This is a genomic window from Thalassotalea agarivorans (assembly GCF_030295955.1).
In the GTDB taxonomy this organism is placed as follows: domain Bacteria; phylum Pseudomonadota; class Gammaproteobacteria; order Enterobacterales; family Alteromonadaceae; genus Thalassotalea_D; species Thalassotalea_D agarivorans.
Map to the genome: position 1 here is coordinate 522,080 of NZ_AP027363.1, position 21,397 is coordinate 543,476.

General features: G+C 40.8%; 18 protein-coding genes and 2 tRNA genes. 8 read left to right on the forward strand and 12 right to left on the reverse strand.

Annotated elements, in window-relative coordinates:
• Nucleotide 1 precedes the first annotated feature (1 nt).
• Nucleotides 2–382, forward strand: a complete 381-nt coding sequence (acpS, locus tag QUD85_RS02450; RefSeq protein ID WP_093330369.1) for a holo-ACP synthase — start codon at nt 2–4, stop codon at nt 380–382.
• Between the two features lie 82 nt (nt 383–464).
• Nucleotides 465–710 (forward strand): hypothetical protein, encoded by a 246-nt coding sequence (locus tag QUD85_RS02455; RefSeq protein ID WP_093330366.1) that lies wholly within the window; start codon nt 465–467, stop codon nt 708–710.
• Nucleotides 711–719: 9 nt separating this feature from the next.
• Here the strand turns inward: QUD85_RS02455 and barA are convergent, their stop codons facing one another.
• A complete protein-coding gene (gene barA, locus QUD85_RS02460; RefSeq protein ID WP_093330363.1) occupies nt 720–3,488 on the reverse strand; it encodes a two-component sensor histidine kinase BarA in 2,769 nt (922 codons plus the stop codon).
• A 197-nt stretch (nt 3,489–3,685) separates the two neighbouring features.
• Here barA and relA point away from each other — a divergent pair, with 197 nt between their 5' ends.
• Both relA and mazG read left to right on the forward strand, forming a co-directional pair.
• Nucleotides 3,686–5,881, forward strand: a complete 2,196-nt coding sequence (relA, locus tag QUD85_RS02465) for a GTP diphosphokinase (RefSeq protein WP_093330360.1) — start codon at nt 3,686–3,688, stop codon at nt 5,879–5,881.
• Between the two features lie 2 nt (nt 5,882–5,883).
• Complete coding sequence (gene mazG, locus QUD85_RS02470) at nt 5,884–6,681, forward strand: nucleoside triphosphate pyrophosphohydrolase (RefSeq protein ID WP_093330356.1); 798 nt, start codon at nt 5,884–5,886, stop codon at nt 6,679–6,681.
• Nucleotides 6,682–6,727: 46 nt separating this feature from the next.
• Here the strand turns inward: mazG and QUD85_RS02475 are convergent, their stop codons facing one another.
• A complete protein-coding gene (locus QUD85_RS02475; RefSeq protein WP_093330548.1) occupies nt 6,728–8,014 on the reverse strand; it encodes a metal-dependent hydrolase family protein in 1,287 nt (428 codons plus the stop codon).
• Nucleotides 8,015–8,127: 113 nt separating this feature from the next.
• On the opposite strand from QUD85_RS02475, the gene QUD85_RS02480 reads away from it, so the two are divergent.
• Nucleotides 8,128–8,796 carry a hypothetical protein gene (locus tag QUD85_RS02480; protein WP_093330353.1) on the forward strand — a complete coding sequence of 223 codons (669 nt, stop codon included), beginning with the start codon at nt 8,128–8,130 and terminating at the stop codon, nt 8,794–8,796.
• A 65-nt stretch (nt 8,797–8,861) separates the two neighbouring features.
• Here QUD85_RS02480 and QUD85_RS02485 read toward each other — a convergent pair whose 3' ends face one another.
• The 3 genes from QUD85_RS02485 to QUD85_RS02495 form a co-directional block, all read right to left on the reverse strand.
• Nucleotides 8,862–9,593, reverse strand: coding sequence for a YebC/PmpR family DNA-binding transcriptional regulator (locus QUD85_RS02485; RefSeq protein ID WP_093330350.1), 732 nt, complete (start codon nt 9,591–9,593; stop codon nt 8,862–8,864).
• A 237-nt stretch (nt 9,594–9,830) separates the two neighbouring features.
• Complete coding sequence (locus tag QUD85_RS02490) at nt 9,831–10,328, reverse strand: tetratricopeptide repeat protein (RefSeq protein ID WP_093330348.1); 498 nt, start codon at nt 10,326–10,328, stop codon at nt 9,831–9,833.
• Between the two features lie 117 nt (nt 10,329–10,445).
• Nucleotides 10,446–11,318: a LysR family transcriptional regulator gene (locus tag QUD85_RS02495; protein ID WP_177168909.1), complete on the reverse strand. Its 873-nt coding sequence runs from the start codon at nt 11,316–11,318 to the stop codon at nt 10,446–10,448.
• Between the two features lie 682 nt (nt 11,319–12,000).
• On the opposite strand from QUD85_RS02495, the gene QUD85_RS02500 reads away from it, so the two are divergent.
• Entirely contained in the window at nt 12,001–12,660 is a 660-nt protein-coding gene (locus tag QUD85_RS02500) for a hypothetical protein (protein WP_093330343.1), read from the forward strand.
• A 282-nt stretch (nt 12,661–12,942) separates the two neighbouring features.
• Here the strand turns inward: QUD85_RS02500 and QUD85_RS02505 are convergent, their stop codons facing one another.
• From QUD85_RS02505 to mutY, 5 genes are all read right to left on the reverse strand, one after another.
• Complete coding sequence (locus tag QUD85_RS02505; RefSeq protein ID WP_093330340.1) at nt 12,943–14,100, reverse strand: hypothetical protein; 1,158 nt, start codon at nt 14,098–14,100, stop codon at nt 12,943–12,945.
• Nucleotides 14,101–14,731: 631 nt separating this feature from the next.
• Nucleotides 14,732–14,807 (reverse strand) — tRNA-Thr (locus QUD85_RS02510).
• A gap of 86 nt (nt 14,808–14,893) precedes the next feature.
• A tRNA-Phe gene (locus QUD85_RS02515) sits at nt 14,894–14,969 on the reverse strand.
• Nucleotides 14,970–15,172: 203 nt separating this feature from the next.
• On the reverse strand, nt 15,173–15,445 hold the full coding sequence (locus QUD85_RS02520) for an oxidative damage protection protein (RefSeq protein WP_093330337.1): 273 nt from the start codon (nt 15,443–15,445) through the stop codon (nt 15,173–15,175).
• On the reverse strand, nt 15,442–16,521 hold the full coding sequence (gene mutY / locus QUD85_RS02525) for an A/G-specific adenine glycosylase (protein WP_093330335.1): 1,080 nt from the start codon (nt 16,519–16,521) through the stop codon (nt 15,442–15,444). Before mutY ends, QUD85_RS02520 begins: the two co-directional genes overlap by 4 nt.
• Before the next feature lie 226 nt (nt 16,522–16,747).
• Between mutY and trmB the strand changes: the two genes are divergently transcribed.
• On the forward strand, nt 16,748–17,470 hold the full coding sequence (gene trmB / locus QUD85_RS02530; protein ID WP_093330332.1) for a tRNA (guanosine(46)-N7)-methyltransferase TrmB: 723 nt from the start codon (nt 16,748–16,750) through the stop codon (nt 17,468–17,470).
• Nucleotides 17,471–17,520: 50 nt separating this feature from the next.
• Here the strand turns inward: trmB and QUD85_RS02535 are convergent, their stop codons facing one another.
• Nucleotides 17,521–19,410, reverse strand: a complete 1,890-nt coding sequence (locus QUD85_RS02535) for a putative bifunctional diguanylate cyclase/phosphodiesterase (RefSeq protein WP_093330329.1) — start codon at nt 19,408–19,410, stop codon at nt 17,521–17,523.
• Between the two features lie 140 nt (nt 19,411–19,550).
• Nucleotides 19,551–19,919, reverse strand: a complete 369-nt coding sequence (locus QUD85_RS02540) for a hypothetical protein (RefSeq protein ID WP_093330327.1) — start codon at nt 19,917–19,919, stop codon at nt 19,551–19,553.
• A gap of 112 nt (nt 19,920–20,031) precedes the next feature.
• On the opposite strand from QUD85_RS02540, the gene QUD85_RS02545 reads away from it, so the two are divergent.
• Nucleotides 20,032–21,060 carry a S1C family serine protease gene (locus QUD85_RS02545; RefSeq protein WP_093330325.1) on the forward strand — a complete coding sequence of 343 codons (1,029 nt, stop codon included), beginning with the start codon at nt 20,032–20,034 and terminating at the stop codon, nt 21,058–21,060.
• Nucleotides 21,061–21,397 lie beyond the last annotated feature (337 nt).

Sequence of the window (21,397 nt, forward strand, 5' to 3'; positions counted from 1 at the left end):
CTTGTCTGTTGTTGGCATTGGCGTAGACATAGTCGACGTTGATCGCATTAGAGCTATGTCTAATGCGGTTAAAACAAAATTGGCAAAACGCGTATTAGTTGAAAGCGAGCTTGTGCGATATGAGCAACACAAATTTCCCGACGCGTTTTTGGCTAAACGCTGGGCTGCAAAAGAGGCCGCAGCTAAAGCGTTAGGTACAGGGATTGCAAAAAATGTGTCGTTCCAGCACTTTGAAATTCTTGCCAATGACAATAATCAGCCAATACTAACTATGTCGGGCGAAGCTAAGGCTGTGATGCAAAGTAAAGGCGGGGAACAGTGCTTCTTATCGCTTTCTGACGAGGAAAAATACGCCATAGCTTACGTTGTATTGAGCAAGTAACCTCTATTCAATCGCCCTAAATATTGCCTGTTTTTTAATCTCTACTATACTTTGTTTACAGAGTTGCTCAGTGGCAGATGTTATGGCTGAAGATAACAATCCATTTATAGACCGCAGAACCAGTTCCCCTGATTCGGATTACTGGTGGAGTCGCTTGTCTCTCGCTCAAAAGTTTTCTGCCAGTAACCTGGGTAAATTTGGTTATGAACTCGCCTTTATTAGAAACATGCAACAATCTAGTCAGGCAGTATTACTGTGTGCTGGTGGCATAGCCGTGGTGACAGACGAAGGCGAAATAGACACTTCGCCAAACATTCAATTACGCTGATAAGAAAAGCTAGGCAGACTGATATAGGTACTGCTTTGCGTCTTGTTCAACGCGTTCCATTTGTTCAAATATCTCGAAAAATTCAGGCTCTAAGTCGGTAATGTTAGTGTTGCGTTTTAGCTCTGTTTCGATTTGATAAGCAATTTTTGCTAGTAGCGGCACGCCGGTGTAACAGCATGCACCATTAAGTTTATGAATAATCGCTTTTGCACTTTCCGCGTCTTTTGCCTCTAATGCTTGTTCAAGGCGCTGTTTGGTGTTGGGTAGCGACTTGATAAGCCCTTCGAGCATTTCTTGCGCCAGATCCGTTTTGTTTCCAACTTGCTTCAATGCTAGTTGCCAATCGACAGCTGACGATGATGGCGATTCAGTAACTTCACCATCGATAATCGTTCCTTCGCTAATGGCAAGCGATTTAAAATCTATATTATCCAGATCACAATGCTCATATATGGTATGTCGTAAGGTAGATTCATCAATCGGTTTGGTCATGTAATCAGCAAAACCTTTTTGCATTAATTTTTCACGTTCACCTGATAAAGCATGGGCTGTTACGGCCACAATAGGTGTTTCATCGTTAAAGGTTTCGGTTTTAATTTTGTGAAGCGCAGTGATACCGTCCATCTCTGGCATTTGAATATCCATATAAATGAGGGCAAACCTTTCTTGCTTGCATAACGATAAAGCCTCAATTCCATTGTTAGCGGTAGCCACTTCAAGCACTTGTTCTGACAAGAGGGCATGGATTAATTTAAGGTTTGCTTCGTTATCGTCTACGGCAAGGACTTTTATGGGGACTTTTTGTTTCGTTAAGCCTTCACTTTGCTGACTATCTAGATTAGGTGCAAAAGCTTTGGCCAGTTTCGGCGCAAAAATTGGTTTGCTTAGGCAGCTTTTTGCGCCTGCGGCAATTAGCACTTCTTGGATATTCGGCGAGTTACTATTGATACCCACATGTATACTTGCAATTTGTTGTTTAACAGAAGCAATTAACTCTTTAAGCTCGTTGAGCTTGGTTGGTGTAACTGCATGACTAATCAGCGCGTAATCAAAGGACTCTTGTTGGTTCAATGCCTCAGTAAATCCTTCAATATTGGCCACGGGAGTTACTTGCATTTTCCATTGCGTCAGTAATTCGCTAGTTGCAATACGAGTATGGGTTAATGGTTCTAAATACAAGACCGTTGCGCCAGCTAAGGTTGGTATATCGAGACTATGGTCGGATACAATACTATTGATTTCACACTGACAAGAGAAGGTAAAGGTAGAACCGCGGCCTTGTTCACTGATAAAGCTGATGTCACCTTTCATTTCTTGTGCTAAACGTTGAGATATTACAAGGCCAAGACCAGTACCACCATAAATACGGGTAATACTTTTATCTGCCTGATTAAATGCCTCAAATATTTTGTTTTGCTGTTCAGTTGTCATGCCAATACCGGTATCGGCAACAGCAAAACTTAATAGAATATTATTGTCGTCAGTTTGAGTTGCTTCCACGTCGATAGTGACATTACCTTCTGAGGTAAACTTGATTGCATTCCCCGCTAAGTTGGTAAGTACTTGCTTAATACGCATCGCGTCGCCAATTAAGTTGTCTGATATTTGAGGAGCGATTCGTAGAGAAATCTCAATGTTCTTTTTATGCGCACTACTAGCAAGTAAAGTGACCGCATCTTCAATGGCATCACGTAAATTAAACGGGATGTGCTCTATCGTCATTTTGCCCGCATCAAGTTTAGAGAAATCTAAAATATCATTGATGATGGTAAGCAAATTATTTGCTGAACGTTCAATAGTTTGTAGATAATCTCGTTGCGTTTCTGTCAGTGGCGTTTTTAACACTTGGCGGGTAAAGCCGATTACACCATTGAGCGGCGTTCTTAACTCATGTGACATGTTGGCAAGGAATTCTGACTTTACGCGATTCGCCTCTTGCGCCTTGCGCTTGGCAATACCTAATTCAACGTTTTGAATTTCAAACTGCTCGAGACTTTCTCGCAGGTCAATTGTTGCTTGTTCAATGCTCCGCGTCATCTCATCTCGGTAGTTACCAAGTGACTGCGCCATAGCGTTGATACCACTTTTGAGGAAATTTAACTCGCCAATTAGCTGGCCAGAAATTCGACTCTCTAGCTTGCCTTCTCTGATTCTGTCTACAGCTTGTACCATAGACGAAACAGGCCGTGTCACTTGTTGAATTAACCTTAATGAGAAAAAGCCACTGATGATGGTGCCGATAATCACAATAGCTATGGCAACGAATAACTCATTTTGCTGGAGAAACCATACTTGTTTTTTGTCAAAGGCGATGGCGACATAGCCAATGATTTGATTGTCTTGCGCTGCGTCTCTGTCGGCGCCAACCTTGATGATAGGGGAACGAATGATAATACCACTATCTTTTTCCTCGGCTTGAGTAAACGTAGGTATTTGACGGTTATTTACCACCCTGAGTGAAGACACAGAACCGTGATAGATACTGGTCGCAAGTAACTGGTTGTCTCGAGAGAAGATAGCGATACTTGAAATAATGTCGGAATGGTTGCGGTGGATAAAGTCTATTTTTGTACGCAACTGTTCTCTGTTTTTATCCTCCACCGCTCTAACGGCAGTAATGGCAATTGGCTCTATAATACTTTTACCGTGTGAGGTAAGCATTTCATTGAGCTCTATATGTCGGTTGTATGCAAAGAACGCAGTAATGCCGGCACCAATGAGTATGGTCGGCAAAATGGTCAATAAAATCACCCAATCTTTTAGGCTTAGCTTATTCATTGCGTTTCTTGTTATCCCGTTATTCGGCTAATCATGGCATAAACCAAGTTAAAATTATAGTTTAATAGGCGATTTTAATCAGCCGCAAAAACCCGTTACAAAGTTGTTTTAATTTGAGTTTAATGCTTAAAAGGCGGGAACTAGATGTGGTACTCTAGTGTCTTTAATTTTACCCCCTTTATGTAAGCGAAAAGATCATGGTAGCTGTACGTAAGTCTCATCAAATGACACAAGCAAATTTTGCTCAATGGTTAGAGACTTTGGAAATTAACCAATCAAAAAGTGATGCATTGCAATCTACCTGGCATGCATTAAAGCCATTGTTTGAGCAAGAACCACAGTGCCAACTAAAAGCACTGGAAATGGTTGAAATTCTGGCTGCCTTGAATCTAGATAAAGAATCGTTAATAGCGGCAATGTTGTCGCCTTTAGTTGAATATCAATTGATCTCGCGAGATCAAGTGGTAGAAGACTATCCAAAAAGTATTCATACACTTGTTGCCAGCGTTATCCAAATGGATGCGATTAAGTCGTTGCAACAAGGTTCTAATAGCCAAGTCGCGGTTAATCAGATAGACAACATTCGTAAAATGTTGCTTGCCATGGTGGAAGATGTTCGCGCCGTGGTTATCAAACTGGCAGAACGTTTGTGTCACCTGCGCATGGTTAAAGATAGCGATGAAGAAACGCGTGTGCTTGCCGCAAAAGAAACGACAAACATTTATGCACCACTGGCTAATCGATTAGGTATTGGTCAACTTAAATGGGAGCTTGAAGATATTGCGTTTCGCTATCTGCATCCAGATACCTATAAAACAATCGCCAAATTGCTAGATGAAAAACGTTTAGACAGAGAACGCTATATGACCGACTTTGTCGCTAATTTACAGCAGCAATTGGACGATACTGGCGTAACAGGGGAAGTCTATGGTCGTCCCAAGCATATCTATAGTATCTGGAAGAAAATGCAGAAGAAATCGCTCGATTTTGATCAGCTATACGATGTTCGTGCGGTGCGTGTTATCGTTGATAAACTGCAAGATTGCTACAGCGCATTAGGAATCGTACATACCAGTTGGAACCACCTGCCTAATGAATTTGACGATTATGTGGCGACACCAAAAGCGAACGGATACCAATCTATTCATACTGTGGTGCTAGGTCCTGAAGGTAAATCTGTTGAAGTACAAATTCGAACAGATCAAATGCATCAAGATGCGGAGCTCGGTGTCGCTGCCCATTGGCGTTACAAAGAGGGCATGGCTTCAGGAAAAAGCAGTTCAGGTTTTGATGAAAAAATTAACTGGTTGCGCAAAATCCTGCAATGGCAGGAAGACGTGAGTGAAAGCGGTGAACTTATCGATGAACTGCGCAGCCAAGTATTTGAAGATAGGATATATGTATTCACCCCAAGTGGCGATGTGATTGATTTACCACAAGGGGCGACGCCGTTAGATTTTGCCTATTATATCCACTCAAATGTTGGGCATTGCTGTATCGGAGCAAAGGTTTTTGGTCGCATTGTGCCATTTACGCACAAGCTAGAAACAGGTGACCAAGTGGAAGTGCTAACGAGTAAAACACCAAACCCGAGCAGAGACTGGTTAAACCCAAATCTAAACTACATACATACGGCTCGTGCTCGAGCAAAAGTGCAGCATTTCTTCAAGTTGCTAGATCGAGACAAACATATTGCATTAGGCAAAGAGCAACTAGAGCAAGAATTATCCCGCTTGGACTTGTCCGGTAGTGATTTAACGCCCGCGATTGGACGTTTTAATGTGAAAACACTTGATGACCTGTATGCGGCTATTGGTTCGGGCAATGCTAGGCTTCAGCAAGTCGCAAATTTCTTGTTGCAACTCAAAGAAAAGTCGCAGCCAAAACAAGATATCGATCCAAGCGATCTTGTGCGTCAACAAAGTGCGCAACGCTTAAAGTCAGATGCAAATGGTGTCACAGTGTCTGGTGTCGGTAATTTGATGACTCATATGGCTAAATGTTGCCAACCCGTGCCAGGTGATGCGATTCAAGGCTTTATAACTCAAGGCAGAGGTATCTCTGTGCATCGTGCGGATTGCGATCAATTGGCTAACTCGCTTAAGCAACAACCAGAACGTAGCGTTGATGTTCAATGGGGCTTGCAAGAACGTCAAAACTATCAGGCGCGCATCCAAATGCTAGGCACTGATAGACAGGGTTTGCTAAGAGATATATCTACTATCATCGCCAATGAACGAGTCAGTATTGTAGGTATTGAAAGTAGCACCAATCCACAAAATCAAAGTATGAAAATGATTATTAATGTCGAAGTGTCCAATAGTGAAGCATTGGACAGACTGCGTTCAAAGCTCATGCAACTAGATGATGTTGCAGAGGTAAAAAGGCTATAGCTATGTTAAATGCACCCGCTTCTATAGAAAAATTAACGTGGATAATGTCGAAGTTGCGAGATCCTGTGAACGGTTGTCCATGGGATATCAAGCAAAGTTTTGACACCATTGTGCCTCATACCATCGAAGAAGCCTATGAAGTGGCAGAAGCTATAGCGGAAAAAGATTTTGAAGAGCTTGAAAAAGAGTTGGGCGATTTACTCTTTCAAGTGATTTTCTATGCACAATTGGGCAAGGAAGATGAACGTTTTGATTTTGATTCCATTGTAGCTACTGTGTGTGAAAAGCTGATTAGACGACATCCTCATGTATTTGCCAATGAGCAGTTGCAAACCGATCAAGAAATAAAAGCCAATTGGGAAAATGAAAAAGCAAAGGAGCGCGCCCAAAAAGCAGGGTCTGAAGATATCAGTGTGTTAGCAGATATTCCAAAGGCGTTACCCGCGCTGTCACAAGCGGCAAAAATACAAAAACGTTGTGCTAATGTTGGTTTTGATTGGGACAACATCAATGATGTATTGGCAAAAGTGAAAGAAGAAGTACAAGAAGTTGAAGAAGAATTAGATACGCCCGGCGATGCTTTAAATGAAGAGCTTGGCGACTTACTTTTTGCGGTTGTTAACCTGTGCCGCCATGCAAAACAAGACCCTGAATATCTATTAAAACAAGCCAATCGAAAGTTTACTAGTCGATTTAAAACCGTCGAGCAATTGGCGCAAGATAAACAACAATCGCTTGACGCGATGTCTTTGCAACAACTCGATCAATTGTGGGATATTGCAAAAAAAACTAATAGCTGAACACTATGCACCTAATGGTGCAGTAGCTATTGCTAGTGGCTCGTCTTTATTGTTTAACAACAACGCCAGACTTCATTACAAAGTTTACTTGCATTACAGCGTCAATTTGCTCAAGTGGATTAGCTGATACAGCAATGATATCTGCCTTTAAACCCTCTTGAATTTGACCCCTGTCATCAACGCCTAGCAATTCTGCGCCATTAATGGTTGCCGCTTGTATCGCGTTAAGTGGAGTCATACCTCTATCAACAAGCGCGACGATTTCGGCGGCATTTTTACCATGAGGTATGATGGGGGAGTCACTACCGACGGCAATTTTTACATCAGCGTCAATTGCTTGCTTTAATCGTTGCTTGGCAAGTGGCAGTACATATTCTGCTTTGCGTTTCATGGTAGGATCCATTTTACTGAGTAAAGGCTGAATGTACTCAATAAGTCCAGTGGTAGGCACTAAATAAACGCCTCTGTCGATCATCAATTCAATGGCACGTTTATCTATTAAAGAGCCGTGTTCAATTGAATCTACACCAGCTCGTATAGCCGCAATGATGCCTTCAGTGCCATGAGCATGTGCGCCAACTTTTATATGATGCCTATGCGCTTCCTCAACTGCGGCACGCATTTCCTCGTCGCTTAGTTGTTGCGCGCCAACCGATTTTTCAAGTGAAAGAACGCCAGCAGTAGCATGTATTTTGATGACTTTTGCGCCGTGTTTAATCTGATATCGTACCGCTTCCACAACATCGTCAGGACTATTTACAACACCATGCTTTGCGCCTACCTCAATTAATCCCTCGCTATATGCCATGGTAATATCACCGTGGCCACCATTTATTGTCACCATGTGACCTGCAGCAAAAATATCTGGCGTGTTTACCCAACCTTCTTCTTTAGCTTCCTCCAAGGCAACGTTAATGAGTTCTTGTGTAATATGTCCTTGTCCCATGTTGCGCACGGTAGTAAAGCCCGCATTAAGCGTGAGCTCGGCATTGCGCAGTGCTCTAAGGGCACCCTTAGACGCGTTTTCTTTGGTAAAAATAGTGTCCCAGGTGCCGTCGAAGTCTAAATCTAGGTGGGTATGCATATCCATAAACCCAGGCAAAAGAATTTGATCATTTAGGTCAATGACGGTTGCTTCACTTGGCATCGGGGTTGGATTAATCGCTTTGATCTTGCCTTGTTCGATTTGGATAACCGCTGGCGAAACGACTTTGCCAGTGACCACGTCAAGGTATCCTTTTGCCTTTATTATCGTACTTTGCTGTTCAGCATTGCTAGGCAGGGCGATAATTGTGAGTACACAAATTAGTGTAACAACATAAGATTTAAACATGATCATGGTCTCTTTATCCTGATGGTGTTACTGTTTAGCGTATCAGAATTTGCGTTAAGTGCGATAAAATAACCGCCTTAAAATAATAAGTAGAGATTCATCGGTAGGACAACGTGGTAAAGAAGTACGCATTCATCGGCATGGAAAGCCAAGGAATTTTTCTAAAGGGGAGCATCCCCGCACAACAAGCCCTAAATTTAACTGAAGAGCCGCTCCCTTTTCGTTATACAGATACAAGCAAAGCACGGGTCAATTGTGCCCTGTTGGTTGTTCAAATAGATGCACTTAAGACCTGGAATATTCCGTTGCTGAAATGGAGCTACCCAGAAGCAGTTTGGCTATTAGAACTCGATTATGGATATCTAGCTGTGGCTGCCCAAACTCCCTTAAAAATGGTGCCGGCGCTTAGCTTTATGGACAAATACAACACAAGTATCGGTCAAATTGAGATAGCAAATCATGACATCAATGCAGAAACGTCAGTACACACTAATAAAGCGAGATTTTCTGTGGTTAGTCATTCCCCTCAACCATCAGAAGCCAAGCTGATATCAACGCTTTGGACGCGCAGCAGTCGAGGAAAGTATTATCGAATTCCTTGGGGTGACAATACCCCGCAGTCCACTTTTTTAGTCGACGTAGCGGTGAAAGAAAGTGCATTGGCTGAGCAAGTGTTTGGTTGCCAAGTCATGTGGCACAAACAAGGGATTGCTTTTGAAAACAGGGTACATGAATGTGCTCCTGCATACAAAGATCATCCAATGAATGGAGTGGGGCAATAAAAAAGCCAGTTAGAGACTAACTGGCTTTCATCGGCTTAACGCCTTCGATACTGAACAAACTTAAATTAAGCTTCTTCTGGCAACTCTGCATTGTGATAGATGTTTTGAACGTCTTCACAGTCCTCAAGCATCATTAAGAATTTTTCAAAGTTTGCTAAGTCTTCTTCACCTGAAATCTGCGTGTAGACTTGAGGAACCCAAGTAATTTCTTCAACATCGATAGCAACGTCTGGCATGTTATCCGCTAACGCTGTTTTAATCTTGAAAAACTCGGTATGCGGTGCATATACGGTAATAATGCCTTCTTCTAGTTCGACATCAGTCACGTCAATATCTTCCATCATCAAGGTTTCTAGCACAGCTTCATCATCGTCACCTTTAAATGAAAATACCGCTTGATGATCAAACATGTGAGAAACGGTGCCGGTAGAACCGATTTTTGAATTTGTTTTGGTAAAACATTGACGCACATCTTTGATGGTACGGTTACCGTTATCTGTTAAACAGTCGATAATCACCATAGTGTTGCCTGGACCGTAGCCTTCGTAGCGAGCTTCTGCATAGTCTTCGCCACCGGTTCCTTTTGCTTTTTCAATCGCTTTTTCAATCACGTGCGCTGGCACTTGATCTTTCTTTGCTTTGTCTATCGTTCTGCGCAATGACAAGTTGCCGTCAGGGTCTACACCACCGTTCTTTGCAATAACGTAAATCTCTTTACCGTATTTTGAATACAGTTTAGTTTTATGCGCAGCTGTTTTCGCCATAGACAGCTTTCTGTTTTGGAACGCTCTTCCCATCTTAATAGACCCTAAAAAAATAAAACGTCCTGATTTTATCAGGCTTATTGTGCTTTTTTCCAGCTTTGAAGGCGTTAAATCGAATGAAATTTGTTACAAGTATCGCAAAGAGGGGCGCAACGTGAAGAATGTAGCATTAACGGAGCAAAAAAATTGGCCTTTCTAACAAAGCGAGCACTCAGTTGAAAGGCCATTGCAGAAACACGTGTTACTGCGATTATTTAGCTTTTGCCATGTTTAGTCATCGGCAACAAGCGTTGAGTCTTGCTCAACTGTTGCTTGAATGACTGACAAGTTGTGTTTTGTTACGTCATTTTCTTGAATATGCATTGCATCAGTTAAATCATCAATAGCAGCGACTCTATCGTTGTTTAAGTAATGCAAAATAGCTCTATTACTGTAGGTAACGGCTTTAACATATTGATCTTTTCTACTACGACCACCGGTCGCTTCTGATAAGCTTACTGCTTGATCGCAGTGAGATTTTGCTTGCTCGAATTGATTGAGCTTGATGTTGGCAACGCAATTAGCCGTTGCGATAGCGATTTCATTGCTTTCGCTTGCATTGGATACTTCTTCGAGTCCTTTTTCATAGTTACCCGCCACTATTTTTTTAGTGCCTGGGTTATCTGAAAAAACAGCAACCTTTAAATTGTCTGAATTTGCGCTAGCAGTATACGAACATAAGGCGAATACTAGGGCTATCGATTTACTAAGTGTAGATGTACGGTTCATCTTTCGTCTCCTTTTAGTGTATGAACTATGTACACTTTAGAAGTGACGCCTAAAACTGACAAACGATAAAAAAACACTTACGAGGTGAAAAAAATTCACCTCGCTATCATTCGAGAATTATTGCTGAAATTCTTGTTTTACCCATTCAGCAAATGTCTGCAATTCTGGCGCTGATTCAATGTTTTTATGCTGAATCAAAAAGTAGCGATCTCGAGTAATGAGTTCTTCTTGAAATAGTTTGACTAACATTTCTTCTTTGAACCACGTTTTACTGATGGGCAAGGGCACAAGCGCAATCCCCATACCTTGTTGAGCCGCTTTGGCAACAGAATACATACTATCGAATTGAATGATTTGTTTCGGATCAAAATTAGGGATATCTAACTGATCGGCCCATTTATGCCATGACCAAGGTCTCGCTTGATGCAAAATGAGGGGGACTTGGCTAAGCGCGTCATAACCTTTTGCGGCCCACTTTTTGTAAATACTTTTGTTACACGCAGGCACATATCTGATTGGAAACAATTCATGCACTATGCTTGCATTTGGCTTACCGCTGGCAAGTACAATAGACAAGTAGGCATTTTTTACTGCCTGATTTCCTGACTTAACCGTTTCTAGTTGCAAATTGATGCTTGGATTTAGCTCTGCCCACTCACTGAGTTTGGGGACAAAAAGTTCGTTAGCAAAAAATTCTGGTAGGCTAACCGTAATCGTCTTATTGACCTCGCTTTGAGTAAATTCAGCGATGGTATTTTCTAAATTTTCAACAATAGGTTGTACCGCATGATAAAACTTATCGCCTGCTGCGGTAAGCTCTATAGCACGGGTGTTCCTTTTAAATAAGCTAAAGCCCAGTTGTTCTTCAAGTTGCTTTATTTGATGACTGACCGCAGAAGGCGTGAGGAAAAGTTGTGATGCGGCATGTTTAAAACTTAAACATTTAGCGGCTATACAGAAAGAGCGAAGTCCGCGAATAGGAGTTTGAATTGGCATAATAGTGTCTTATAAAATAATCCGAATAAGAGAAAGCAAGTCACGTGCCATTTATCTCATAACGTTTTTACTGGGCTAGGGTAGCAAGTCATAGTAACGCGCGCACCAATATGGTGCAGGCAAGAAAAACGGTGCCTTATTCAGGCACCTAATCAACAGTATGAGAAAGCAATGAAACCTCAAGGTTTCAGAGCGTCTATCACCTTATAGTTTAATTAAACTACCGACAAATGATTGATTTTCACCTGACATGTGAAAAATTCTCACGCGTTTTAGAACAACGGGCTCGTGTTTTGCGGGGTTGGGGTGGGTTAAATGGCTAGTGCAAAAAAAAAAGAGGCCTTCATTAGAAGGCCTTTACTAAAAACAGTATGAAAGCAAAGAAATCGGGGAGATTTCAAGCATGAATAAAGCATAAAAAGTTTAGAGCTTTTGTACAAACGAAAGGAATTCATGCAATAGGTGAATTCCTTTCATTTATCTTAATCTAAATAGAAAAGTGTCTGTTTTCTTTACACTTCTAGATACTACTATTTGTAATTTTTTATTATGCTATTGATTTATATATATAATTAACTAAAGGTGCGATTATTGCATAGCATTACCTTTGGGGGTATTCCTCTTTTGACTTGTCGTCAAACTGTTTTTAATAAAAGAAAAACAAGAAGGTAGTATTATGAAGTTTAAGTTCTTGAGCATCGCTTTATTATTGTTTGTTAGTAATGTTAGCAACGCAGGATTAATCACACTCGATTTTGAAGGGGCGGGCAACTTTGCCAGTATCGACCAATTTTATAATGGTGGTACTGATAGTCTAGGTAATGCCGGTGATAACCTCGGTGTCAACTTTTCACCTAACGCGCTTTCTTTGATAGACTTTGACGCAGGTGGTTCTGGGAATTTTAGTAATAATCCCTCAGGAGATACCATCCTGTTCTTTACCCAAGTACCTTCATATTTGAATTATGAGGCTGGCTTTACTACAGGCATGTCATTTTATTATGCGGCAGCGTCTGATGTGGTGATTAGCGTTTTTGATGGCCTTAATGGTTCAGGAAATCTATTAGCGAGCATTTCTTTTGGGGCCAACAATAATGGCTTTAATTGTGACATTGATGAAGGCTATTTCTGTCAGTGGGATCTTGTAGGGTTGCGATTTGACGGGCTTGCAAAGTCGGTAGACTTTAGCGGCGGATTAAATCAAGCGGGTTTTGATGACGTGACGCTTGGCGCGTTGGAACTTGTTTCTATAAGAGTACCAGAACCGTCTACTTTGATGATTTTATTGCTTACCATGGTAGGACTGGTTTCTCAGCGAATAGTAAAAGTTAAGTAAGATAATGCAAAAGAAAGAAGCTCGACAATGTCGGGCTTTTTTTTGCCTGTTTGTAATCGAAGACGAGGGAAAATAGCACATTCATTTAAGCCCCAACCGAAGTTGAGGCTTGAATGAATGGTGCCGACTCGATTCTGGCGTCCTGCTTCACTGGTTTGAGTTAAAGCTAGTATTGTACTTGGTGCTTTTGTTAACTTACCACTAAAAGGAGAGTTATTTCATGCGTACTTTTTTGTTTGTCTACCAATAGTATAGAGCCTAAGGGGTTCAATAAAATGAACTTTATTTATCTTCTGGTTTATCAGGTTTAAAAAATCCGCAACTAGTGAGCATAGTAAATGTTGTATATGTGCACTTAACACTTCCATTTGGGAGGGTAGAGCAGGTTTTCAATCGTCTAGGGACCTCACAGAATTTAATAGGATCTATGTTGGTATTTGCATCTGCGCCAGTGAATGGGTCATTAAATGATCCTGAACCACCTGCTGGTGGTAATTGGTCTTCTGGTACTTCTTCACTCTCTTCTTCTAAGAATTTGCGTAAACAGTTAGAGATACCTACTCCGGCTAAATCTACGTCAGAACCAAACAACTCTGAATACTTTAAACCGTCAATCTTAGTAAACGTTTTATTTAAAGTAAGACTAAACACTGCTACATTGTTACTAGTAACGTCTCCCGCTATGTTCACATCAAATGCTAAGCGATTATTAAAGTCAGTCCCACGAGTAACTATTTGGTTTGCTTGAAAATATTGGAAGTTTACCGATACTGCAGCACCATTTGTTGCTAAATTTAATCCGCCTCCGGTAGGTAGTGGCTCTTGAGTGAATTCAACCGCTGTACTTCCGTTTATCGCAGCAGTTATTCGAGCAGCTAATTCCGATCTTATGGCTCTTTTTTCGTTTAAGCCTCGAAAATACTGTGTGGGGTGGTTCTTACATTCATTTCCAGCACTAGTACCATTTTCTGGACTAAAGCTAGTTATGGTAAAATTTGGTTCGGGAAACATTTCAGACTCGTCTATACTAGCATTGCTAATTGCAGCCTGCATTTCTTCGTTAAAGTCAAAATACATATTCATTAAACTTGTTTGATCGGTTGTTAAAGGGAACCGAAACAAGTTCACTACTGGACGGTTTTGAGAGTCTATCGTAGTTGTTACGACAAATTTATAAACATATCTGGTGTTAGTAACTGGAATTAATATATCTTGTCTCACTGCTTCACAAAATGAAGCTGTGGAGCCATTCCTATATATATCACAGTCGTTAACTGGAGCATTTTCTATAGCAATAGTTTCTGCTTCGGTAAGGGTACAATCTTTACAAGCAAAAGCTATATTTGGCTTTTGAGTTGATTCATCACCTCCTCCTATAGCATGGAGCTGTGCTGATATTGCAGCAAACGTTAGTAAACTTAATAGTGTTAGTTTTCTCATTTTTAATCCTTTAAATTTTTAAATCCATAAAAACAAAGTTTGTCCAATTTTTTATGCAACATCCTTGCTTTCTTGAACTTATGTTTATTTTATATTAAGTAGTTGTTTGTGTAATTTTTAAACAACTGATTTAAAAGTTAATTCATAGTAATCTCTAATGCAATACTGTAAAAAAAAAACAGTTACTTAGGTCTGAAATGTAAAATTTGTTAAGTTACGTGTGAGTCAATAGTGATGTTATCTACACCTCGTTGTTATAAGTGCTAACCAAATACCCAGAGAGGATTATCAGCCAGAAACACTGATCTAAAATTTTTGCATATCTAAACCATTTTATAAAAGACAGCCGACAGCCGGACTAATATTTCAGGAAAATATTAGAGCACACTTGTGTGGCCCAACCGGTAAATTATAGGGAAGTAATTTATATTCGAAGACGAGGATAAATGGCACATACAAAAAAGCCCCAACCGAAGTTGAGGCATGAATGAATGGTGCCGACTCGATTCTGGCGTCCTGCTTCATTCTACCTCCTACATCCCTGTAGTCGTGCCGGAGCAGACTCTGTTGTCACTACCATTTATTTTGCACATACAAAAAAGCCCCGCGATTGCGAGGCTTTGATGATAAATGGTGCCGACTGCCGGAGTCGAACTGGCGACCTACTGATTACAAGTCAGTTGCTCTACCAACTGAGCTAAGTCGGCACACTAAACTGTGTGCGATAAACAATGTTTACCTTGGCACCAAGTTACCGTTTACTATATTAGTTAACCATAACTTTATTAAGAAGTGGTGCCCAGAGGCGGAATCGAACCACCGACACGGGGATTTTCAATCCCCTGCTCTACCGACTGAGCTATCTGGGCGATTTAAAGTTTCTCAACTATAGTTGTCTCGTTTGGGTGTGTCCCTTGAAGACGGGCGCTATTAAACTGTTTTTCTGGCTCAGCGTCAACACTTTTTTTCAAAAAAAATATCGTTTGATGAAAAAAAAACCGTTCTGTTCAAATTATCTATAGTTTAGCAACAAGCGTTACCCAACTGTAACTCAATTTGAATAAAATCTAAGCTATTTAGTTTCAGGCACATAGCCTTCAATTTCAGGCTCTTTTCCTTCAAAAAGAAATTCCACCATGGCTTTCTCTAAAAAAGCACGGTCGTCAGGGTTCATCATGTTCATTTTCTTTTCGTTGATCAGCATAGTTTGCTTCTTTTGCCAAAGCGTCCACGCTTCTTGGCTGATATTATCGAAGATACGTTTGCCTACATCACCTGGATAAAGTTGAAAACCTAACCCCGGCGCTTCTTTGTTTAAGTGCTGGCAAAATACTGTTCTGCTCATGATGTTTCCTGTTGTTGAATCTGTTGGATCAATTTTACACTACTGGCTGCTAAGCCAACATTGTTAGGTTGCGCTAGATCATACCACCTTTGCTCGAAACTTTCGTTAATTTGATGTTCCTTTGTATGTTCAACATCCACTAAGATGGCTGTTATGTCTAAATGGAAATGGCTAAACGTGTGCCTAAAACCCTCTAAGCTACGAGTCGCTTTTAATGAAAGCCCTAATTGCTTCATGGCACTTTTTACGTTGTCACTTGCTGTGAGCTCCTCAAAGCCCCACAAACCGCCCCATATGCCAGTAGGCGGACGCTTTTTCATAAGAATATGATTATTGTGTCTCGGTATGACATAGGTAACCGATTTAACCGGGATTTCTTTCTTAGGTTTTTTTTGAGGGTAGTTCGACTGATTGTCTGTTTGATAGGCTAAACATATGTCTTGCACAGGGCATTGCTCGCATAACGGCTTAGTTCGTGTACATATAGTCGCGCCTATATCCATCATTGCTTGATTATAGTGCTGCACACCTTTTACAGGTGTTAGCTGCTCGGCAACAGGCCAAAGTGCCTTTTCATACTTAGCCTGACCATTATAGCCAGAAATTAAAAAAGCTCTGGATAGCACTCGTTTAACATTGCCGTCTAAAATGGCGTGATGTTGCTTTAATGAAAGACTTAATATTGCACCTGCGGTAGAACGACCAATGCCTGGCAGGGCGATTACTTGCTCGATATCTGTTGGAAACTGCCCGTCAAAATCGGCGGCGATGATTTGAGCGGCTTTGTGTAGATTTCTCGCTCGTGCATAGTAGCCCAAACCTGTCCAATGGTGTAATACGTAGTCTTCCGTTGCATTTGCAAGCGCAGATATCGTTGGAAAGCTCTCCATGAACTTTTCATAGTATGGAATCACTGTTTTTACTTGTGTTTGTTGCAACATGATTTCAGATATCCAAACGCGATAAGGCGTTTTATCTTGTTGCCATGGCAAATGTTTTCGCCCTTTAGCCTGAAACCAATCTAATATTTGTTGTTGAAAAAGTGTTTCGGTCTTTTTAGAAAGTGATGTGTTCATGGATTTACTGCATTGTAATTGTGGCTTAAGTGTATCAAAAAACTTTGTTGTGAATAGACTAATGCCAGTATTTAATAATCAATTTTAATAGGCATTAGAGCGCTTAACAGCGTTAAGGGAAAAATGAGATCTAATTTGCTACAGTAGACATATTGTATTTAGACGCAACTATGCGCATAATACGCCGCTTTTTTAACCCAAATATATCGATCAAATAGAGACAGGCATGAGCGAAAGAACCCACAAATCTTTGGAACAGGCTAAACAAGAAGGTAAGTACATTCGTACTGTCCGCAGCTTTGTAAAACGCGAAGGCCGCCTTACTAAAGGACAAGCCGTTGCGCTTGAGAGTCATTGGCACGAAATGGGTCTAACCCATGAGCAAGGCTTAGTCGACTTCACTCAGGTCTTTGGTAATGATAATCCCGTTGTACTTGAAATAGGCTTTGGCATGGGTAAATCCTTGGTAGAAATGGCAAAGCAGGCACCCGAGCTAAATTTTGTCGGTATAGAAGTTCATCGTCCAGGTGTTGGCGCATGTATTGCTTTTGCAAAAGAGCAGGGCGTTGAAAACCTGCGCGTTTATGAACACGATGCAATTGAAATTTTGGCCGATTGTATTGCTGATGACTGTTTGCAAACCGTGCAATTATTTTTCCCCGATCCCTGGCACAAAAAGAAACATCACAAACGTAGGATCGTTCAACCAAGTTTTATTGAAGCAATTCGCAAAAAATTAAAACCTGGTGGGGTATTTCATATGGCAACGGATTGGGAAAACTATGCCGAGTGTATGGTTGAAGATATGCAGCAAGCCCCAGGGTTTGTTAATTTATCTGAAACTAATGATTATGTGCCTCGTCCCGACAATCGACCGCTAACTAAATTTGAACAGCGTGGCCAACGATTAGGGCACGGTGTATGGGATATACAGTACCAAAAACAATAAGTAAAAAAGCCGCTAACGTTAGCGGCTTTTTTGTACCTAGAACCCTTGTGCTACATTTCTGCGCGTTTTCTAATAAAGGTTAAGAACTCATCATTTGGCAGTGGCTTCGCCCAAAGGTAACCTTGACCTTGGTCACACTGCAAACCAGCAAGTAGGTTTTTCGTGGTTTCGTGCTCAACACCCTCGGCAATTGTTTTCAGGTTCAAGCTAGAAGCCATTTGGATAATAGCCGTTACAATTGCTTGGTCTTGTGGATCTTGTTGAATCTTCTGAATGAATGATTGGTCAATTTTAAGCGTACCAACTTCAAGTTTCTTCAAGTAACCAAGGTTAGAATAACCTGTACCAAAATCATCGATTGAAATTTTTACGCCCATATTAGTCAAATACTTAAGTGTGTTGTTTAACTCTTGCGTATCATCAACTAACAACGACTCAGTAATCTCAAGCTCCAATTGGTTTGCTTCCAAGCCGTGAATCTCTAATGCTTTTTGTACAACAGATTGAATATCAGAACGTCTAAATTGTTTCGGTGATATATTTACCGCAACCGTTAAGTCAAACCCTTGAAGCTGCCAGTTTTTACAGTCACAAACCGCTCTATCTAGCGCCCAACGACCAATATCAATAATTAGTCCTGAGCTTTCAGCGTGAGGAATAAACAAGTTAGGAGGAATTAGTCCTTTTTCAGGATGAATCCAACGGATTAGCGCTTCAGCACCAATGACCGTACTTGTTGTTAAATCAATTTGTGGTTGGTAATACAATACGAATTCGTCATTTTTAAGTGCCTTACGAAGGTCACTTACAATTTGCATATGTTCTTGCACATTGCTGTTCATATGACGGTCAAAGAAATGGAAACAGTTTTTACCCATATCTTTTGCATGATACATAGCTGTATCAGCATGCTTCATAATTGTATTAAAGTCATAACCATCTTGCGGCGCAATCGCGATACCGATTGAACATGAAGTAACTAAGTCTCTGTCACCGACGCGAATAGGCTTTATAACCGCTTGTCTTACACGCTCTGCTAATTCAGACATGTATTGTTCATTGTTGTTAAAGTCAGCAATGATTAGAAACTCATCGCCACCTAAACGACAAACAGTATCTGAATTACGGACAACATCTTGTAAACGATTTGCCAATTCAATAAGCAAAGTATCGCCCACTTGATGACCCATAGCATCATTCACCGACTTAAAACCATCGAGATCAATAAACATAACGCACATAGATTGCTTATTGCGATCTAGGTAGGTCATGCTTTGTTCGAAACGGGTTTTGGCAAGGATGCGATTAGGTAGGCCGGTGAGTGCGTCGTGATGCATCAATTTTTCAATTTCTGCTTTCGACTCTTTTACGCGAAGATACTCTCTCGAGAGTTGTCGTAATACTTTTCTAAAGTCTGCAGAAAGGCTCCAAACAGAAAAGCTGATTAACGCGATAATTAAGCTGACTAAGAGGGCAGCATTTTTATCGGCAACATTGACCTGATTTACGTAGATGCCGGTTTCATTTACGTAACCATTTGCGAAAACGACAATGATAATAAATGTAAATAAACCAACGAAGAGTCTGCCACTACCTATCATAGCAGCAAGGATTAACACACTGGGGTAGGCCAGCATAATTTCGTCACGTAGGCCTTGGAAACTCCACATAAAGAATGTCAGCAAAACCGTGACGGTGGACAAAAGAATCGTGGAGGCGAACTTCAAGTGGCCTTTTTTAGCAACGAAATAACATGAGGTTAAAAGTAACATCGCTACGAACAATGCGATGGCTTGCTCCCATGCTCCAATGGCAATTCGTTGTACTGCAATAACGCCAAGCGTGATTTCCACGGCCCAAAACACCTGGAAAATTCGCTCAATCTTGAATTTTAATTCCGATAAGATCTCATTTGAAGGCGAGTCTGTTGAATTATTCATTATTTACCCTACTACTAACTTCAAACTATCAAGGTATCACATAACTATGACACGATATTTTCGACATTGGTAGTAAAAAATTCGTATCAAAGCGGAGGTTGATTAATTTTTAAGTTATAAGTGATTGTAAGTAAATAATATTATGCAAGCGCTTTAGAGGGTTTAGAGGTGTTTAGCTGTTGATTAAGATACTGCTTTTGAATGAAATACAGATGCTGACAAAAGCGCCATTTTCCGGCTTTTTGAAGACTTTCTTGATTTAAGATCTCGTAATGCAACGCAAGTTGTAACACTCTCACACTATAGGCAGACCAGTACATTTTCGTTGCCTCTAAATGTGCATCGGTTTGTTGCTCTGGTGGTAAAGAGGATAGGTGTTTTTCTACAGCAAGTGGCGCTATTTCATTATTTAACCAGTCTTTAAATGCATTGAATCGACGTGCTCTAACAAGCTGATAAATCATAAAAATGACGACTAACAATGCCATACTGGCAACAACTTCCAACATAAACAGCTCGCTATTTATTAAATGGTAAAAAATAGGTTAAAAAGTAGTTAACTTTAATTCGCTATCAGGTAGACTGAAGACATATTCTTCACTCGCGCTTTCAGGGAATCTTATGAAGCATCTTATCAGTTTAGTGTTGGCAATGTCATTGTGCGCTTGCGCCACGGCAAATGATTCAATTAAGCAATTGTTTAAGTCCGTTAATCCAAGTGTTGTTGAATTGCATGTCAAAGCTTTGTCATCTCCGCAACCAGGAGAGGTTAAATTCCATGCGGCTACGGCGAGTTCGCTCGGTTCGGGAGCGCTGGTAACAAGTTCTGGTCGCATACTTACGGCCTCTCACGTAGTTGATAGGGCAACAAGTATCGAGGTGATTTACAGCGACGGTACAAAATCTCGTGGTCATGTTGTTTGGGTCGATCCAATCGTTGATCTGGCTATGATTCACGCGGAAAACGTGCCTGAAGGTATATCTCCGTTACCGCTGGCAAAATCTGACAGTTACAGCATTGGCGAGCAAGTCGTCGTCATCGGCGCACCTTTGGGCGTTAGTCATAGTCTGTCAGTGGGTTACTTAAGCGGTATTCGTGATGGTCAGGAAATTCCAGGTACCAATATAAAGCCACGCTTATTACAAACCGACGCTGCGATTAATAAAGGGAACAGTGGCGGCCCAATGTTTAACCTTAAAGGTGAAATCATCGGTATAGTGTCTTATATCTTGTCGCAAAGTGGTGGTAGCGAAGGGCTAGGTTTCGTGGTTTCCGTGGATACCGTACACGATGTAATTAATAGTGACCCGATGACATTTTTGGGCTTTATTCCTACCTTATTAAACCCAGAGCTTTCTCAAGCAATCAATAATCATGCAGGTTATGGCATTCTCATACAGCAAGTTATTCCAAATACGCTTGCAGATGTCCTTGGCTTCAAAGGCGGCACCATTAGTGTGTTGATCGGTAGAACCCCCATTTTATTAGGTGGCGATATTCTGCTTACCATTAACGGTATAGAGCTCAAAGACTTGGAATCAGTAATTAAGGCGAAGCAAGCTTTTGTTAGTACGCCAATCGGTCAAGAAATTACTTTCACCTACTTAAGAAACGGTGAAGTAGAAGAGCTAGTTTGGGTCAAAGACTAAGCTAACACACGTAAATAAAATGTAAAAAAGCACCATATGATTGGTGCTTTTTTGATCGTTTAACTGCTCCGATCTCTCCCGATTTTACAATTGTTTTACAAACATTTGCTGTGGTAATAGCTAGAATGCACGCCATCTACGACTAAATATGTGAATTTGCTTGATTAATTAATTTGTAAATATTTAATCAATGGCTTTAAACGCTCGTTTAAATTTAATAGAGTAAATGAGGCTAAAAATTCAAGTTTATGAAAAAAAATATACGCCTATTAAAAGATTAAATGGGGTTTTTTATAAATCCGTCAGTGTTTTTTAATATTAAATAAGTATTAATTTC

Excerpts from the sequence above, each read along its gene's own strand:
- QUD85_RS02485 (WP_093330350.1), bottom strand. The coding sequence starts at position 9,593 with ATGGGAAGAGCGTTCCAAAACAGAAAGCTGTCTATGGCGAAAACAGCT.
- QUD85_RS02490 (WP_093330348.1), bottom strand. The coding sequence starts at position 10,328 with ATGAACCGTACATCTACACTTAGTAAATCGATAGCCCTAGTATTCGCC.
- QUD85_RS02505 (WP_093330340.1), bottom strand. The coding sequence starts at position 14,100 with ATGAGAAAACTAACACTATTAAGTTTACTAACGTTTGCTGCAATATCA.
- QUD85_RS02540 (WP_093330327.1), bottom strand. The coding sequence starts at position 19,919 with ATGTTGGAAGTTGTTGCCAGTATGGCATTGTTAGTCGTCATTTTTATG.
- QUD85_RS02455 (WP_093330366.1), top strand. The coding sequence starts at position 465 with ATGGCTGAAGATAACAATCCATTTATAGACCGCAGAACCAGTTCCCCT.
- QUD85_RS02535 (WP_093330329.1), bottom strand. The coding sequence starts at position 19,410 with ATGAATAATTCAACAGACTCGCCTTCAAATGAGATCTTATCGGAATTA.
- mutY (WP_093330335.1), bottom strand. The coding sequence starts at position 16,521 with ATGAACACATCACTTTCTAAAAAGACCGAAACACTTTTTCAACAACAA.
- QUD85_RS02475 (WP_093330548.1), bottom strand. The coding sequence starts at position 8,014 with ATGTTTAAATCTTATGTTGTTACACTAATTTGTGTACTCACAATTATC.
- QUD85_RS02500 (WP_093330343.1), top strand. The coding sequence starts at position 12,001 with ATGAAGTTTAAGTTCTTGAGCATCGCTTTATTATTGTTTGTTAGTAAT.
- barA (WP_093330363.1), bottom strand. The coding sequence starts at position 3,488 with ATGAATAAGCTAAGCCTAAAAGATTGGGTGATTTTATTGACCATTTTG.
- QUD85_RS02520 (WP_093330337.1), bottom strand. The coding sequence starts at position 15,445 with ATGAGCAGAACAGTATTTTGCCAGCACTTAAACAAAGAAGCGCCGGGG.
- QUD85_RS02545 (WP_093330325.1), top strand. The coding sequence starts at position 20,032 with ATGAAGCATCTTATCAGTTTAGTGTTGGCAATGTCATTGTGCGCTTGC.
- relA (WP_093330360.1), top strand. The coding sequence starts at position 3,686 with ATGGTAGCTGTACGTAAGTCTCATCAAATGACACAAGCAAATTTTGCT.
- trmB (WP_093330332.1), top strand. The coding sequence starts at position 16,748 with ATGAGCGAAAGAACCCACAAATCTTTGGAACAGGCTAAACAAGAAGGT.
- mazG (WP_093330356.1), top strand. The coding sequence starts at position 5,884 with ATGTTAAATGCACCCGCTTCTATAGAAAAATTAACGTGGATAATGTCG.